The 15813-nt window shown below is 57.2% G+C and carries 8 protein-coding genes; 2 read left to right on the top strand and 6 right to left on the bottom strand.

The window, feature by feature from the left end:
- Nucleotides 1-4494 precede the first annotated feature (4494 nt).
- The 6 genes from QQL78_RS20610 to QQL78_RS20585 form a co-directional block, all read right to left on the bottom strand.
- A complete protein-coding gene (locus QQL78_RS20610) occupies nucleotides 4495-5874 on the bottom strand; it encodes a patatin-like phospholipase family protein (protein WP_284376683.1) in 1380 nt (459 codons plus the stop codon).
- 27 nt (nucleotides 5875-5901) lie between these two features.
- Nucleotides 5902-6264: a hypothetical protein gene (locus QQL78_RS20605; RefSeq protein ID WP_284376681.1), complete on the bottom strand. Its 363-nt coding sequence runs from the start codon at nucleotides 6262-6264 to the stop codon at nucleotides 5902-5904.
- A gap of 1 nt (nucleotide 6265) precedes the next feature.
- Nucleotides 6266-7168 (bottom strand): hypothetical protein, encoded by a 903-nt coding sequence (locus QQL78_RS20600; protein ID WP_284376679.1) that lies wholly within the window; start codon nucleotides 7166-7168, stop codon nucleotides 6266-6268.
- A 190-nt stretch (nucleotides 7169-7358) separates the two neighbouring features.
- Entirely contained in the window at nucleotides 7359-9152 is a 1794-nt protein-coding gene (locus QQL78_RS20595) for a peroxidase family protein (protein ID WP_284376677.1), read from the bottom strand.
- 129 nt (nucleotides 9153-9281) lie between these two features.
- A complete protein-coding gene (locus QQL78_RS20590; protein ID WP_284376675.1) occupies nucleotides 9282-11600 on the bottom strand; it encodes a S8 family serine peptidase in 2319 nt (772 codons plus the stop codon).
- Nucleotides 11597-12715, bottom strand: coding sequence for a phosphatase PAP2 family protein (locus QQL78_RS20585; protein ID WP_284376673.1), 1119 nt, complete (start codon nucleotides 12713-12715; stop codon nucleotides 11597-11599). Before QQL78_RS20585 ends, QQL78_RS20590 begins: the two co-directional genes overlap by 4 nt.
- Before the next feature lie 340 nt (nucleotides 12716-13055).
- Between QQL78_RS20585 and QQL78_RS20580 the strand changes: the two genes are divergently transcribed.
- On the top strand, nucleotides 13056-14498 hold the full coding sequence (locus tag QQL78_RS20580; RefSeq protein ID WP_284376671.1) for an AfsR/SARP family transcriptional regulator: 1443 nt from the start codon (nucleotides 13056-13058) through the stop codon (nucleotides 14496-14498).
- A 304-nt stretch (nucleotides 14499-14802) separates the two neighbouring features.
- A complete protein-coding gene (locus QQL78_RS20575; protein ID WP_284376670.1) occupies nucleotides 14803-15693 on the top strand; it encodes an abortive infection family protein in 891 nt (296 codons plus the stop codon).
- Nucleotides 15694-15813 lie beyond the last annotated feature (120 nt).

The raw sequence follows: 15813 nt of genomic DNA, 5'->3' as shown, positions 1-15813 counted from the left end.
AGTATCCTAATTAAAGGTACAATGCCACAAATAGAGGTACAAGCAGCCATTGAAAAGTCAGGGAAAAATTAGCCTCTATTCTCTTTAATTAGGGCACAACGACACCAACCGTCGCCACTCATGAAGTTTCTATGGTCTGTGCTGTTTATTGCGCTGTCAAACTACAGCTTCATCAAACGGAATTTCCCAAGTCTGAAGAACGTCTATATTGCTCTCAGCTCCACTTTACCTCTCGCTATCATCGATTTCTCTAGTGACGGGCTGTTCAGTTCACCATGGCTATTCGCGCCACTGGCGCTGGCAGTCTTTGCGCGGGAACTTGCCTGCGACATACCGGACATCAATGGTGACGACGCAACCATCGCTGTTCGACTTGGGGAGAGAATGAGCTCGAAATCAGTCTTTGCTTGCTACTCCGTTTCTTTGTCGCTTTTGACCATCCTTTCAAATAGCGAGCGTGAGTTCGTGATACCCGCCGTCGGATGGGGACTGCTCGCTCTCTACTTGGTTTTCAAAGTGAAATATCGCTGGTCGGAGCGTCGTTTGATCCTGTTTTCAGCTCCGCTTGTGATTTGCCCGGCCGTCCTCGTCCTTAACTAGCCAGAACTCGTGCGATCGTGACAATCAAGGCGACAGTGATCGTCAGGGCTACAGGCAATTCACTCAGGGCAACCCTTTGACGATACCGAAATTCCTCAGTCAAGTACTTCTCGTAGTCTATCGAGTGTTTGTGCTTGGCGAATTCTGACTCATCAGACTCCGCCATCTTGTCGGCCAACCATTGCTTACGCTGTCGGATCGATTTCAAGTACAGCCGGTTCACTACCATCCTGGGGTAGAAATTGAACAACACGACCACAGGCAGTGCGAGCACCATTGGCAAATAGACGAGCGGCGCCAGCAAGACAGCGAATTCGCTGCCCAACACGTAATCCATCTTGGCGTGAAAGTAGGTGTGTATGACGGTCATAAGGAGCGTCAGGAATGTGAAAATATTCACCAGGTAGATCAAACGTGGAAAGGCCTCGGTATCGAGAAGATCGCTCTTCGGATCTACGTGTTCGATGGATCGAAGAAGATGACCAACACACCATAGTTTTCGACCGATGAAGCCACCACATGAGTACTGAAGAGCCGTGAAGACAGCAAAAAACAAATGAACAATAGGTTCACCTGGAAATTCAAGCAGAGAGTAGATCCCAAAACCGCCGACAAAGTATGTACCAAACTGAGCCAGCCCAAGCCGGCCGGTTAGAAGACGGTCCCTCCAAAATCGGTAGTCAGCTTGCTCAGAAACCTCGTCAGGTAAAGCCTGCTCAATGAGCTCCGGCACAGTTCTCAATACCAAGATCGACATCAAGAAAAGCGCTACGCAGGCTGTTCCCGCAACAAGTCCTCTATATTGGTAGACGAACACCTGGATGGTCGAACTCGCCGTACGTTGATCATACATGGCGCTTAGCAAAAAGTAGCCGACAGCGGCATAAGCAATGCAAAACAGCAATGCCGCCCAAAAGCTAAATAGCACACTCCAAAAGCCACCAGACGTCCGCATAATTCCTAGTTATCGTTACATAGTGACTACGATAGCATCGCTCACAGCTTGCGCCTGATCAACCTCCTAATCCATGGTTGTCGCAGCGAGAATGGAAAAAAGCCAAGCCGATATGCAGCTGTTTTGTAATTGAATACCGAATGAAGGCCATCAATTAAGGTGGCACAAGTAGCTGAACTTAAGGTGCGTCTTGGATGAATGGACAACGGTCAGTTCTCCGACACCTGCTGCATCGGTACGCAGAGCGAAGTTCCTTTGCCCACCTGCACAACCACAGAGCGACGCGAGAATTCAAGCCGCAGATCGTTCGCTGTCCAGCCCGCGCTGCCCAGTAGTTCGGAACGTGCAGTGACCATATCCTGTACGTCGGCAAATCCGCGATCGCGTATCTCTTCCCAGGTCGTGAAGACAGCTTCTGACAAGGGCGAGCAAGTGCCGCTTTCGGCCGAAGCAACCCGCACACGCGCGGAGGTATCCCCCAAAACCGTCTGAAGCCTGCGCAGAACCGCATGCCTTCGCCCTTCGGCCAAGGCAAAATTAAGACGTTCCTTGAGCTGATCATCCAAACGGGCATCCCATCTGAGCGATGCGAAACCCTGCACGTTAATCGACAAATCCGCCTCGTTGTTGGCTAGCCAAACTTGCAAGGATTGTGCCAGCTGTGCCAGTTGCACCTCCAACGCGCTTTGATGCAGGGCATCTGCCTCGGACAGTGCCTCAAAACTGTTAAGGCCGCGCTGATAAGCACCCGCCTGGGTGTTTCCGGTGCCGCGCACACCCGAAGGGAAAAAGAATATCACCTGCATATTGGGGGCCTGCAAGACCCGCCGATCCTCGGCGTATAGGTGGTACTCCCAGATCACTGGATCGGTGGTTGCGGTCTGGATGAGCGGTGCGGGCGCCGGGGCGGGAAGGACAACGCTGGTGAGTCTCGGCATCGGATCATGGGGCGGGACCAGCCCCGCCGCAAGGGCGTCAATAGCTTCAGCTACTTTTTGGATCGCGCTCTGATCGCCTGCCGAAAGTTCCGTATTGATTAACGCCCTGACTTGTTCTTTTGTCATTCTAGGCGTCGCAGATTGCCTGTTCTCCTGTCTATTGTCAGCGATCCCAGCCAAACTGGCACCCAAGCCTTCGAGGTCGAAATTACCGGACCCGCTTTCCTCAGTGCACTTTGCCATATCGTAGGCGTCATCCGCTCGTTTAGCGCGGATCAGCTTCACTGTCTGTGTCGGGACAGCGTAGGAATACAGCTCTGGAAAGGTGCGTTGCCCAAAGGTCAGATCAACCTCGGTCTGCGGCAAGACGTAATAATGCTCTGAATCCATGTGGGTAAGGTTGCCTTGCTCCACGATGCAGGGCAGCCCGCGTGATGTCGTGCCGACAAAGGTGTAGGTTTCCCACTCTCGCGGTTTGGTCAGCAGTTCGGCATTCTGGCTTGCTGCGGCAATGGCCAAGAGAACAAGCAGACCGGGTGCCAACAGCAACAGACCATTGCATGACATCATGATCGCCAGCGGCAAGAACCGGGCTGTCCGCTTGCCGGGGACACGCTTCAACGGGGGCCGCCACTTGCCACCACCTGCATCGCCTGGTTGCTTCCGGGCGATGGGCACCGGCTGAAACTGAAACGCCTCGAAAGTCGCCCAGTCCTTAGCAAAGAGGTTCTTGATGGACTTGCGATAGGCCTTCTGTACCTTCGCGATGACCTGTCTGCGAAACACCCGTCCCAGAAAAGCCGAGAACAGGTAGACCAGCAGGAACGAGCCCACGAGAATATGATCGTCATACTGCGCGATAAGCAGCGAGGATTGAAACGATAGCGCAATCTTGGCCCCCAGCGAGGCGACGGCGGCCACAACAAAAGGCCATATCCGCAGATACACGCTCCTTTCGACGACGCGAGAAACATACGCCGCCGTTTCCTTGACCCTGCTGGTATTGCTGTCGGACAAGAGCACATCGTTGAACGCTTCAAGCCGCTGCGCCACATCCAGCCGCGTGGCTTCGATGTTTTTGAGGTGCCGAGTGACGTCGTCTGCGCGCGCACCGATCTGCGCGCTCCACGCGCTCTGCAGTGTTTTCAGTGCTTTGCTTTCGGTCGCTTCCACAGCCGTCTGGAGCACCAGGCAAAACTGGGAAATCTCTTGCTCCTTATCAGCTAGATAGGCCCCCAATCCGGTGATCGTACCGTCGAGCAGCGCAACAGACCGTTTGCGCGCCCGCTTAAAAAATTTTTCCAACCGGAATAGGTAGGTCGGTGTATCCATTTCTTCGGCAATTCGGCGGGTCGTCAGGTGATCCAGCAAAGCCGTAATGCGGTACTCCAATTCGCCGCTTTCCAGCTGCAACCCCGTAATTTTATCCAGACGCGTCGGCGTGTCAATTTGTGAGACCGCGCGCAGCAGACCTAGCGCCGGTGTGTCGGACCCGCCTTGCGATGCATGGCTTTCCGGGCTCTTGTCTGACAAATCCGCGGCAATCCTGCTCTGCGCGATGTCATACTGTCCGCAGAGTCGATCGAAGGTGCCTTGCGCTGCTTGGGTCAGTTCAACGATCTGCGCCTCGGGGATTTGCATCTGTGCCTTGATGGCATCGAACCGGTCCTGGCTCCCTTGGCGCTTATTCTCGACCTCCTCCCACTCGGCCCGTGTGGCTTTGCGCTCTGCAATCAACGCGACCGCGGCGGGCGGCAGGTCGTCGTCCTCGTCGCTTGAACCTTGAGGCAGACTCTGGGCAATTTCCGCATCAAGGCGGCGCAAGGTGGCCTTCAGCCCCTCCAGCTTTTCGGCCCAATGAACCAGATCCTTTTGGTGCGGCTCAAGCTTTAGCTCCAGCCGGTCAAGTTCCATTTCTGCCACCAACAGTTCCCGGTCTGTCTCGGCCAAACCCTGAACCAGTTCCACGACTTCCGCAGCATTTTGCAATTCGGTCATCTTTCATTTTCCTTCTGATAGGAAGGTGCGCACCCTCTTGAGCCCGGCAAGATAGAGATCTTCCTTCTCGGCACCGGACATGGTGAAATTCAGCCAGTTGGCCCTGCCTGTATCGATTTTCATGATCTTGCGGTTCTTCGGTGCCTTGCGGATCAACCCGCTGTGCGCATCGCGATCGCGTTGCAATCGCACGGCATTGGCCACCGCCCCGGCATCTTTCACAAAGGCCCCGATAGACGCTCTGTTGCGAATGCGCACGTTTGGATTGTCATGCACAAGCGGCACTGAAATGGACGCGACATCGGGCGACATGTCCTTGACGACCTCATCCGTGGGCAGGTTGGAAAACAGCCCGCCATCGAGAAAGGTAAGCTCCTCCAGCTCCGCCATCTCACGCGCGGCACGGTCCGACACGAACGGCGCAATCTCGCCAAAGATGTGGTCCGCCCAAGCCTTTTTGCGTGTGCGCAGAACGCACGGTTCAAAAAACAGAGGGATCGACATGGACATGCGCACAAGTTTGGCAGGCGAGAGGTCATTGTATTCTTCCGCCAGCAAATACAGGTGTTCCGGCAGACAGAACTTCATGCCGGTGGGCATGGCCGTGGCAATCAGCCTGAGCACCACATCCGGCGCCACGACTTCCGACCCGGCGAGGAACGGGTTTTGCGTCTTCAATTCCGTCATGGGCACCAGGCGGCCGTTGGTCAGCCGAATGTCGGTGATGCTGCTCAGATCCGTGGCAATCCGGCCCATACGCGCGGTCAGGTCAGCGATGGACGAGACGCGCGCCTCGCGCAATAGGGTTGCCATCCAGTTTTCGAACACCAGCCCGCTGTTCAACCCCCTGAAACGCAGCAGATGCCGAAGTGCCATGACCAACCCCGGCAGCAGCACCAGCCGTGCCAGAGTGCGCTTGGCCGCATAACGTTTGACAATCCGTCGCACGGCGCGCGGTCCGTCGACAAAAGTATCCATGGGCATCTCATCGACCAGCCCGGTCAGCTTTTCTCCAACCGGCGTCAGGATGGAGGGCCCGCGTAGTGCAAATTGCCCCACGGTGACAATCGCGCCCGCCGAAGTTCCGGCAATCGCCGGAAAGCGGAATCCGGCGTCCTCCAGACCCACGATGAGACCAGCATGCGCCAATCCCAGTGTGCCACCGCCCTGAAGGACCAGGTTGGTGACGTAAAATCCTGGCAATGGTTCTTTATTTTTTCCGTTACATTGGATTAGCCGGTATCCCGGTCCCTGTTCGGCCGCGGCAATTTTCCATCCTGAAAAGGCCGACATGCGGCCGATGACATCGGGCTGTTTCGACAGCGCCCGTATGTCCGCGCGCAGGCTTGCGACATCGTTGGTGGAGCTGATGTCAAACGGCATGGTCTGTTCCCCTATCCACGGATGGTCTCAGACGAATGCGCCGCTGAGAGCCTTGAGGATACGCACGAGAGCGGCAACAGCATTCAACGCCTCGGCCAATGAATTGAGGTTGCGCACGGTACGGTCCGCATCATCGGCAAACCCTTTCAGCCGCATGATGGAGCCTGCCATTGTCGTATTCGCATTGACCTGCCGCTTGGCATTCAACAGCGTCACGTGCGCACGGCCCAGCTTGGCGCGCTCTGCCGTGATCCGGTCCGCCGCGGCAAAGTCCTTGCGTGCGATGGCATCCTTGCGCTCCTGGCGCAGTTGCTCTGACAAGGCGGCCTTGTCGTTTTCGATCCGCGTGAGTTCTGCGAGCGCTGCTCTGCGTTCTGCGTTGGTTAGCATATCACCCATCCTTCTTTCTGATTACATCGACAACGGCCCGGATTTCTGTGACCACGGCCAGAATTTCGCTTGGTGCGCCGGGGGAATTGAGCCGTTTCAGCAGCTCCCCATGAAGCTTGCGCAGAAGGCGCAAACTGTTCCCCGCAGAGGCGTTTTGCGCCTTGATAAAGGTGTTGTGACGCGCCTTAAGGCGATCCAGCGCTCGGCGATATCGCACCGGATCGCCGGATGTCTGCGCAAATTCCATTTCTGTCTGCGCCGCAACCAGCTTCTCATGCCGCGCCCCAAGCCCGGACTGCAGATCCAGAAACGCCGCCACGCTCAACAAGAGACCCTCGATCTCTTTATCGGCCTGCCCCACCAGCCGGCGCAACTGCGCCACGCGCACCTGGCTCGCCAGAAAACCGGTAACAGCAGCTGCCTGATCCGCCTTCCCCGAGGCCCGCGTGGCCAATCGGGCGAGCGGCGTATATTTTGCTTCCGATGCCTCTTTCAAGGCGGCGGCCAGATCGTCGGCCTGCTGGCGCACGTCGTCTGAGCTCTTGGACGATGCAATCGCAAGCAATGACATGAAGTACCCCTCAATCGCATTGAGCGCCTGAAGCGAATTGCTGGCGGATACCGGCCCCCCGCCAAGCTCGACCGAACTGACCAACCGACAATCCGCCATGATGGTGAAATCGTCACTCTGCGTGCAGTCGTGCAAGGTATAAACCTCAGCACCCTGTGCAATGAGCCGGCCTTCAGCGGCACGTCTTTCCACTTTGGCCTGGGTTTCAAGTTGGGGCCGAAACTGGGCTGAGGAGGTTGCCAGCAATTCACTTGCAGCTGTGATTTCTTCGGTCACATCGGGGGTGGTGCAGGCTGTCACGGTAAGCAGGCAACACAGTGGCAGATATCTCATGGTTATTCTCCGACAGGAATGATGGCGCAGGGCCAGGTGTTACGTCAGGTTCAGGGTCCGGGAAGCCCAGCCAAAAATCAGCGTCCTTTCCGTGAAAAAAACATCAAAACTGCAGTCTATGCGGGAAACTCCGGGTGCCGATCACCCCGTTGATTTGTGCCCGCCGCGGGAGGAACGGCGGGCACCCTGGTCAGTCCATTGTGCCTGCGGCACGCATCAGACTGGCCATGTCGCGGATCACCACATCGCCAGGGGTAACCCCTTGGTCGGGGGTCCAATCCTTGCCACCGGGGGCCTGCTTCCAGAAGCTATGTGGATCATTGCCGATGATGCCCGTGAGGGTCTCGGCCACCAACCGGGTGCCCAAGGGACCCAGCTTCTGCCCGTCACCCAGCATCTCGGCCTCCTTGAGCACGTAGAACCACAACGGCGTTGCCGCGTCGAAACCACCTGCATGAACGGCGTCCCCGGTCGGACCATCCAGTAGATCCCCGGCCGACAACCGCGCGTGGTGCAGACCCAGATCAGCCTCCAACGCGTCCAGACAGCCTTGGGCGCTTGGGAGGCCAAAAAGATAACCGCGACGCAGGTTGCGCCGCGCCAGATGGCGCAACACGCCATGCTCGCTGGGGTCATCATTGACCAGATCGTTGACGGGCAAGGCCAAGTTGCTGTCGATGCGCCGCGTGGCGCGGTCAGGCGTCGCGCTTTTGGGCCCCTCAACGAACCGCTGCCAGTCGATGGGCCAATGGGCAGGCAGGGACGGCGCATTCCCGCCACCCGGCAATGGCATGGGAGAGGACGCCCCGCCCGTAAAGCGGAACAGTTCCGCAAATCCCGCCCGTGGCAGCAGGGCATCCTCTTCGGGTCGCCCAAACCGATCGCTCCAATCGTAGGCATCGCGGGCCATGGAATGACCAAACCGGAAGGCGGCGACGGAAAACTCCAAAGGCATCGGCATAAGGTCGGGACGCGTGGGCGTGTTCCGGGCAAAGAAACGATCATAAAGTCGGGGTCCGTGGCGCCGAATATCATCGAGCGTGTCGGGATCGCACAACTGCGGCAGAAACACGTGCAGCAGCAGCCATTGGTAATGCCAGGTTGTCATCCGACGCGCCCATTGGAACAACCCATCGCGGTCGTTGACCGGCGCGTCGGGATAGCGCTCGGGATGGTCACGCGCCTCGATAACAATCGTGTTGTGCAACCGCACCCAGGCAAGATGGAACTGCGAGACCGCAAGGTTCTCGTCGTTGCGCATATCCCCAAGAATGGCGCGCTGCACCCGGATGCTGCCATCGGGATTGACAAAGAGGTCGCGCAAGTCAGCTGGGAGCGCGCGCAGCTCGTCCTCGGACACGAGGCCTCGGCGCAGCAGGTCACGCAACCGCAGCACATCGCGGCCAATGTCATGCGGGGGGCGCACGTTACCAAACCCAGCATCACTGACTGTTCCCACCCACAACCGCGCGGCATCCCCGTGAAACCGCAGCGCATCCTGCAGTTTCTGGGCGAAGGGCCCCACCAGCGGCCCACCGCCGTAGACGCTGTCAAGGTTCAGCGCCCCTGCCCGTAGGTTTTGCACCTGTGCCCGCACGCGGTCGCGGTCAAGCGGCGTGATCTGCGGCACGTCGATGATGGAGATGCCACTCTCACGGTCGGTGTTTGCGGTCAGGTCATGGTCTGCAAACTGCCCGAAATAGGTGAACACTGGCGGGTTCGTGGCGTTTTCCTTGGCGTCCTGTGGCGGGCGCACCATCGCGTCGGCCAGAGCGTCCAGCGCACCCGTGGTTCCCGGCTTTTGGTCGATGGGCGCAGCCTGGCCAAAATAATAGTCAAAACGCCCGATATCAGGATCGACGGGGTAGAATTGCGGATCGACAAATCCGCAGGCGGCGGCATCGGGAAAGACCTTCTCCGCGCCGTAGGTTTCTCTGTCGTAGGTATTGACTGCAGTGGTTCCGTGGCCGGGCAGCATAAACATGAGCGTTCTCCAAATTGTCACATGCCAAGAGCGGCATGTGACCAAGTCTATGGATTTGCTCAGCAATTTCGCCGAACGGAGAGTGAAAAATCAGTGAAAAAACCGCGATGTCGAGGTCCAGCCGCGACTTCAGGACTCGGTGCCGAAACGGGAGTGCAGGCTCCGGCCCATACGCTCGGTTCTATCACAGGGATGGGACAACCTCCCCTTGCCGGACTTCGCCCCGGTTGCCTTACCAAGGAAGACTTTGCGGCGCTCTTCGTCTTTTGCATGGTCTTTCAGACGTTCAACGGCTTTCGGCTGCAAGATACCGAATTCTGTCAGCATGATTCCCCAAATCTTGCGCGTCGCCATCGCGGCGGAAAAGCTGGTACCTTGTAGGGCAGCGCTAGATCCATCGCGAGAGCCCGAAGACAACACCCCGAAATGAGCTGCGCCATCGCGCGAGGGGAAGGACACGGTTGGCTGCTCGCGGCGATCCCCTTTCTTGGGCGTAACAGCGGCCGATGGATCGGGTCCATTGGGGAACTGTGGCAAACCACTGCTTGAATAGGGCTCGGGCCTGCCATCCGACGCGCGGTGCCCGGCAACCGTAGCCGTCGCGTTGCCGATGCCCACCGCATTGAGCGTTCCATGACGGCGCAGCACATTTGAACTGTCCAGCGGTTGCGGCCGCTGCGGTCTGGGCGGATAGCTGTAGCTGTCAATCTTGCGCCCGGTTTCATCAAACCGCACATATGCAGGATGCTCGAAATAGCTACGCTGGTTAACGGCGGTGACCGGGTTGGCAGACTGGTCGGTCTGTACATTAAGTTCGACACGAATGCTCCGGCGCAGACGATTACGCACCTTAATTTTCCAGACTCCGGCCGGCGCTGTTTGAACGCGATCCTCATAGATCAGCGTCTGCTTGACAGCGATGACATAGCGTTGGCGGTAATCCTCGGACGCATTGGCACCCCGGGCATCGTCGCCCTGAGGTCTGGCACGGACTTGACCATCTGGGTGGATAAGGTCGCTGTAGATCGCAGCAACCAGGGTCTCGTCATCCGCTAGAAACGCCGTGTCGCGACCAGCAATATTAAGTTTATTGATGCTCTTTGTCTCGCCAATCGAGAGTACGCTTGAGATGCCGTCGGGGGTAGTCACCTCGATTTCGATGGGTTGGTCGTCAGGCCCCCTGACTGGCTCGGCCCAGACCTCGACGAAATTTGCTGACTGATCGTCTGGCGGTATGCGCCAATCGATGGTCTCCTCCGCTCCGCCGCTCAGCAGAAATTTGGAATTGCCTTGCTCAAGGTTTTCGTTGCCCGCCGGAATGCTCAGCACAACCTCGGGCCGGTCTGAACGGAAGTCGTTGATCTTCTCCATCGCCAACGCGATCAGATCGGTACCGTCGCGCGCGCTGGCCTGCTTGCCAAAAGAGAGGTTAATCACCATGCGATACCCCTTGACCCTATCAGGATCCTTGCAAGCTTTGGGGTTATTGCGGTCCCAGATGGCATCAGCCAGGCGGATCATCCGCCAAATTGCGAAAACCGCGAAGTATTCGAGGAACGCTGCAGAATGTCCAACCAGCGCGCGGTCGGGAAAATTTGTGACCATCAGCCGGACCGCTCCTAGGAGAGCTGGCTCCTTGTTATCCAGGTCCAGCCCCGCAGCCAGATCGAGCGTATGCATTCCGTGCGAGGACCGCGTACCCAATTCACGCTGCCCAAAGAGCGCGCGATAGTCTTCTGTCGCGCAGGCCCTGTTGAAGGACTCTTCATCAAAGTTTCCGTCCTTGTCCTTGTGACCGCAGATCAACTCATCGATCTTCGGCGCGTAAAGCTCTCGCCCGAAGGGCAGATATCTCTGGGCATCGTCCCCGGACGCTTCCTCGATTTCGGTTCGATCCGCCGATTGTTGCCAAGCGGCAAGGATGCGGGTATTGGTATCCGACATCATGGTGCGGCGGTGGCCCAATCCGATCCCTAGATCGATCACACCGACAATAACCGTTTCATCAGCCAGCGAAAATTCAGGGGGCAGCGGCTCTGCGCTGTCTTGTTTTAGGAACTGGGGCAGCGCGCCCTCTTTTCGTACATATTTGACATAAGCGTCCTTCTCCGCCAGCCCGCCCGTCACCATGTCGGCTAACAGGGGCGGGCGCACGTTGTTGACACCGCCAATGGCAAGAACTTCCTCCAGCAGGTCAACCGCGGGATCAACTGACCCCTCAGATGCAGGACCATCCTCATCCTCTGCTGCCAGACCATCATCAGCCTGATTTCTCGCAATCCGAAGCGCCTGAAGGCCGACGGGGTCATTACGGATCAGCCGTTCGGTGCGCTGGCGCAACTGCGGGGATATGCCACCGATATCCCTGTCGAAATGCGCATAGGGCGTGTCCGGGCTGTCATTCGACCTGTAGGGCTGCCATTCATCCGCCCAAACAAAACGGCTCATGACCTGGACCCGGCATCTGGTTCCGGCCATTCCAGGTAAATCTGCTCGCCATAGATGCGTGCGAATGGTGGCTGTTCAATCTTCGTTTCCGCGTCACTATGGTTGGCCATTTCCTTCATCAAATCCGACAGCAGAAAATCATCATTCTCGCCGAAATTGGCGTCCGCACCTTGAGGCCTAAAGACGGTGCTCTTGGGCACCCCATTGAACAGAAGCGCGATCATCGCATGCCCCATCGCGATACCCAATTGCGCACCGGCGAAACTATCGGCGGGGAAATGCACACCAGCAATTGTGCGATTGACTGCAATTCGCTGGGCCACGCGCAACGCCATCGAGGGGCCGCTGCCGCTAGCACTTTGCCTTCTCATCAAGTGCTCAAGAACCGTTGCTATCGCAAAAGCTTCGCTGGCGTGGGCGCTTGGAAAGGAGGAGTGATCGGGCGTCTGGATCATCGGATGGACGCGACGGGAAAAAGCGATCGGGCGCGGCGCCCAGCAATGATGCTTGACCTGCATCGTTACCGAATAGGTGACGTCCTGCACAACGCCCAAGGCCTCGAGCGTATGCTTATGCTCGCCCGCGTCCAGTTGCCCAACCATCCCGAAGAACGAAAGTAAGTCGACGATTTGCGCATTGATTTCGGGAATTCGGTCGACGCGCAAATCAGCGTAGTTGCGCAGCCATTTCAGCTGTTCTTTGAAGAAATCATAGCTAGGGGTTTCAACCTTATGAATTTCCGCCCCACCGTAAAGAACCCCAGCCTGAAAGGGTTCTTTGCGCACCCTGACGTCATCAGATCCAGACACATCAGTTACCGAAAAATAACCCAAGGCTTCGGCCGCCAGCATGGACTTGCGCCGTTGTGGCGTAAGGTATGACAGGGTTTCATGGCCCTTGGGCAACGCTTGGGGTAGCATGTCGAACGTGCCATCCCAATACCCGACGATGGCGTCGCTGGTTATTGTCAGAGCCGTATTGAGCATCCCGGATGAAGGTCCACCCGCATGACCCCCGGCACCACTCCCGCCAGCACCACTGCCGCCCGCTCCACTACCACCTGCGCCACTTCCGCCGGCCCCACTGCCGCCAGCCCCACTACCCATATTCGCCATGTCATTCCCTTTCACTATTGTCCTGATGGTCAAGCTGGGAAATTCAAACGTCAATCGTCACAATAAGAAATTGCGCTTTTTTCACGGTCTCCCTGAAGTGAGGTCGAACTATTTTTTGCCACGAGAGAAAGCAGTGTGTAGGGTTGAGCTATCTGGGGGAATGGTATTGGAAACGGGTGAAGGAAAAGAAGCCGATTTGACTATCGGGTTGTCAGGGCCGATGTGTCTCGTCGACAGTACTGGGGCATCGCGACTACCCAAAAGCGCCAAGGCGCGAGGTCTTCTGGCGTTGCTCTCAACAATCGGCACCCTGTCGCGACCCCGGCCATGGTTGCAGGAAATGTTGTGGAGCGATCGCTCACAGCCCCAACGATCCGCCAGCCTACGCCAAGCGCTTAGCGACCTGCGCCGTTGTCTAGGACCCTACGCCGACGTGCTGATCTCGGACCGCCAGTCAGTTGCGCTCGACCCCGCGCGGGTCTTGGTCCGCTCGGCCCCGTGCAGCCCCCAAGCCGAGTTCCTGCAAGGTCTCAAGGTGGCCGACCCTGCCTTTACCGCCTGGCTGGCGGAACAGCGCCTTTTGAAGGGGCGGCCGGGAGCACCTGCCGCCTCTGAAAAGCGCCCAGCACACTGCGGACCTAAGACCATCGTCTTGCTGGGCGAAACCGACGATGGGTCGGTCTATGCAGGATTGGAGCTAGCGTTCAATCAAGTGGTCACCCACTCCTTACGCGAGCATTGCGACGTGTTGATCGGCTCTCCCGGTGCGCTGCCGCTGCGGCCCGATTGCGTACTGATGTCGGTCAAGGCAGCGACCTGGGCAAACGGCAAGACCCGGATCAGCGTTACAGTCGAGGACATTGGCACAAACATTGTATGTTGGTCCGGCAGCATCGAACTGCCTGACGTTCAGGTCGACCCGTTTGACAATGTGCCCTTTTTGGCACTTTGCAATCGGGCTACGGAGGCGACGCTCGAGGCGCGGATCAACGCCTGCGCGGATCTGACCGGTCCAAAAGACGCAGGCCAGATCGCGCATATGGCATTGCGCAAACTCTTTGCAATTACGGCACAGGATGTGAGTGAGGCATTGCGTCTCTTTGATCACGCTTACGCTATCAACCCGCAGCCTGTGTTTCAGGCCTGGCGCGCGCAAGCGATGACCATTCAGTACGTGGAGCGCTTTGTGCCCCTGGACCAAACCTTGCGCGAACAGGCAGAAGCCGCATGCCGTCTGGCCTTGCAGGACGGGAGCGGCAATGCGACCGTGCTGGCTGCGGTTGCCAATACGCGCACCAACATCGACAGGAACTATGGCGTAGGGCTGGAGCTGGCCCTGCAATCGGTGCAGGTGAACCCAGCAAATGTGATGGCTTGGTACGCCTATTCCAATGCGGTACAGTGTCTAGGCCGGTCTGAGGAGGCCTATCAGGCCGCACTGGTAGCGCAGGCCCTGGCTCAGACCACGCGCATGAAATTTTGGGCAGATTGCCAGGTATCGATCACGGCAGCGACCTCCGGTCGGTCAGACGTTGCTATCCGGTTTGGCGAAAGAGCGCACGCCCTTTCGCCGGGGTTCCGCCCCCCGCTGCGCTATCTGACCGCGCTCTATGCGCTTAACGCACGTCCCGAAGATGTCTCGCGCACCGTGGCAAGCCTGCGCCGCGAAGAACCCGATTTCGATTTGGTTCAGATGACTAGGAACCCCGACTATCCCATCGGCATTATGCGTCGCTATGGGCGCAAACTGACCGACAGCCTCCGGCGCGCCGGACTGGAATAGAGCCCGCCTCAAGCATCTAGGATTGTGGCCTCTACCCGCCTTTGACGAGATGTTAATATCTGATAGCAATCACCGTAAACAAAGGACACGTTCCGATTTGCAAGATACGAATTGGTGCTTCTGAGTAGGATAGTGGGTCCCATTATCGTTACCGGCTGAGCAAGCTTCCAGTGTTAGGTTTCCGGTTACGATAACTGGCGCTTATCGCAACTTGGTCAAGGGGACGAATTATGAATTCGCTGCGCCTGTCCCAATGTCGCGCATGCTGTTAAAGTCGTAGTGAACTATTTGAGAGAACAACTGAATGAGCAGCGCATTTTCGCCATATGTCATCAAAGCATTGGTGGACACCATCACTGGCGGCAGCGGTAACGATCCAACACCGCCAATTGGCATTTACCGATCAGGCCCGAAAATCGAACAGTTTTTTCTCGACTGCGGCATTGATATGCAAATCGGGGCAAGTTCCCGCGTACCGGCGACAACAGATACGTTGCGGCGGCTTTTATCCCAGGAGGATGGCGACGAACGCATAAAGCAGGTGACCCTCAAGGTTTGCGATCCTCGTGAGTATTTGGCCGAACCTGAAAAAGCCGCCTTAGTTCGCGAACATATCAATCGGTCGCTCGAACCAGACGGGCTAGCTGTAGCAATTGTAGGTGGTAAGGCTCATCTCACTGAGCGCCAGGCAACTGGCGCCATTATTGAGCCTTTTATCAACAAGGTTGAAACGTTGGACTTTGACACAGTGCAAATAGAGATAGCGCGAGCACTTCCTTCGATACAAGAGGATCCCGAAGATGCTGTCACTGCAGCCTGCTCTTTGATTGAGGCAGTGTGCCGCTCGATCTTGCTGGAACTGGGACAACCTTTGCCATCGAAGAAGGATATCGACGGGCTATTAAAGGCGGTCCAAGAGCCCCTCGGGCTGTCCCCGGGGCGCACTGACCTACCTACCGAAATAGAGCAAGATGTGCGCCAGATTCTCGGGGGTTTGACGTCGGTCGCTAAGGGCATAGGGGCGTTACGCACACACGGCGGTGATGCACACGGACGTGAGAAAGGCTTTCGGCGGATTGACCCCCGGATTGCGCGCCTAGCCCTCAACTCAGCGAGTTCTATCGCACTATTTCTGATTGAGACATGGGAGCGCAAGGAGCAACGGGCACTGCCCCAGCATAGCGAAATAGCGTAAATCATACATTTCTTTAGATCTCAGCGTTCGATATTTCGATCCAAAAACAGACATTTGAGGTTTCCTAGTCATCTTAACTTAGCCCCTAGTCCAGTTCTACATCTATACCTTACCATAACT

It is taken from the genome of Sulfitobacter pacificus (genome assembly GCF_030159975.1).
Lineage (GTDB): Bacteria > Pseudomonadota > Alphaproteobacteria > Rhodobacterales > Rhodobacteraceae > Sulfitobacter > Sulfitobacter pacificus.
This window is presented reverse-complemented; position numbering and strand designations above follow the sequence as displayed.

What these genes read in the sequence shown, in the direction of transcription:
- QQL78_RS20610 (WP_284376683.1), bottom strand. Translation starts at nt 5,874, where the DNA reads ATGCCGTTTGACATCAGCTCCACCAACGATGTCGCAAGCCTGCGCGCG.
- QQL78_RS20605 (WP_284376681.1), bottom strand. Translation starts at nt 6,264, where the DNA reads ATGCTAACCAACGCAGAACGCAGAGCAGCGCTCGCAGAACTCACGCGG.
- QQL78_RS20600 (WP_284376679.1), bottom strand. Translation starts at nt 7,168, where the DNA reads ATGAGATATCTGCCACTGTGTTGCCTGCTTACCGTGACAGCCTGCACC.
- QQL78_RS20595 (WP_284376677.1), bottom strand. Translation starts at nt 9,152, where the DNA reads ATGTTTATGCTGCCCGGCCACGGAACCACTGCAGTCAATACCTACGAC.
- QQL78_RS20590 (WP_284376675.1), bottom strand. Translation starts at nt 11,600, where the DNA reads ATGAGCCGTTTTGTTTGGGCGGATGAATGGCAGCCCTACAGGTCGAAT.
- QQL78_RS20585 (WP_284376673.1), bottom strand. Translation starts at nt 12,715, where the DNA reads ATGGCGAATATGGGTAGTGGGGCTGGCGGCAGTGGGGCCGGCGGAAGT.
- QQL78_RS20580 (WP_284376671.1), top strand. Translation starts at nt 13,056, where the DNA reads ATGTTGTGGAGCGATCGCTCACAGCCCCAACGATCCGCCAGCCTACGC.
- QQL78_RS20575 (WP_284376670.1), top strand. Translation starts at nt 14,803, where the DNA reads ATGAGCAGCGCATTTTCGCCATATGTCATCAAAGCATTGGTGGACACC.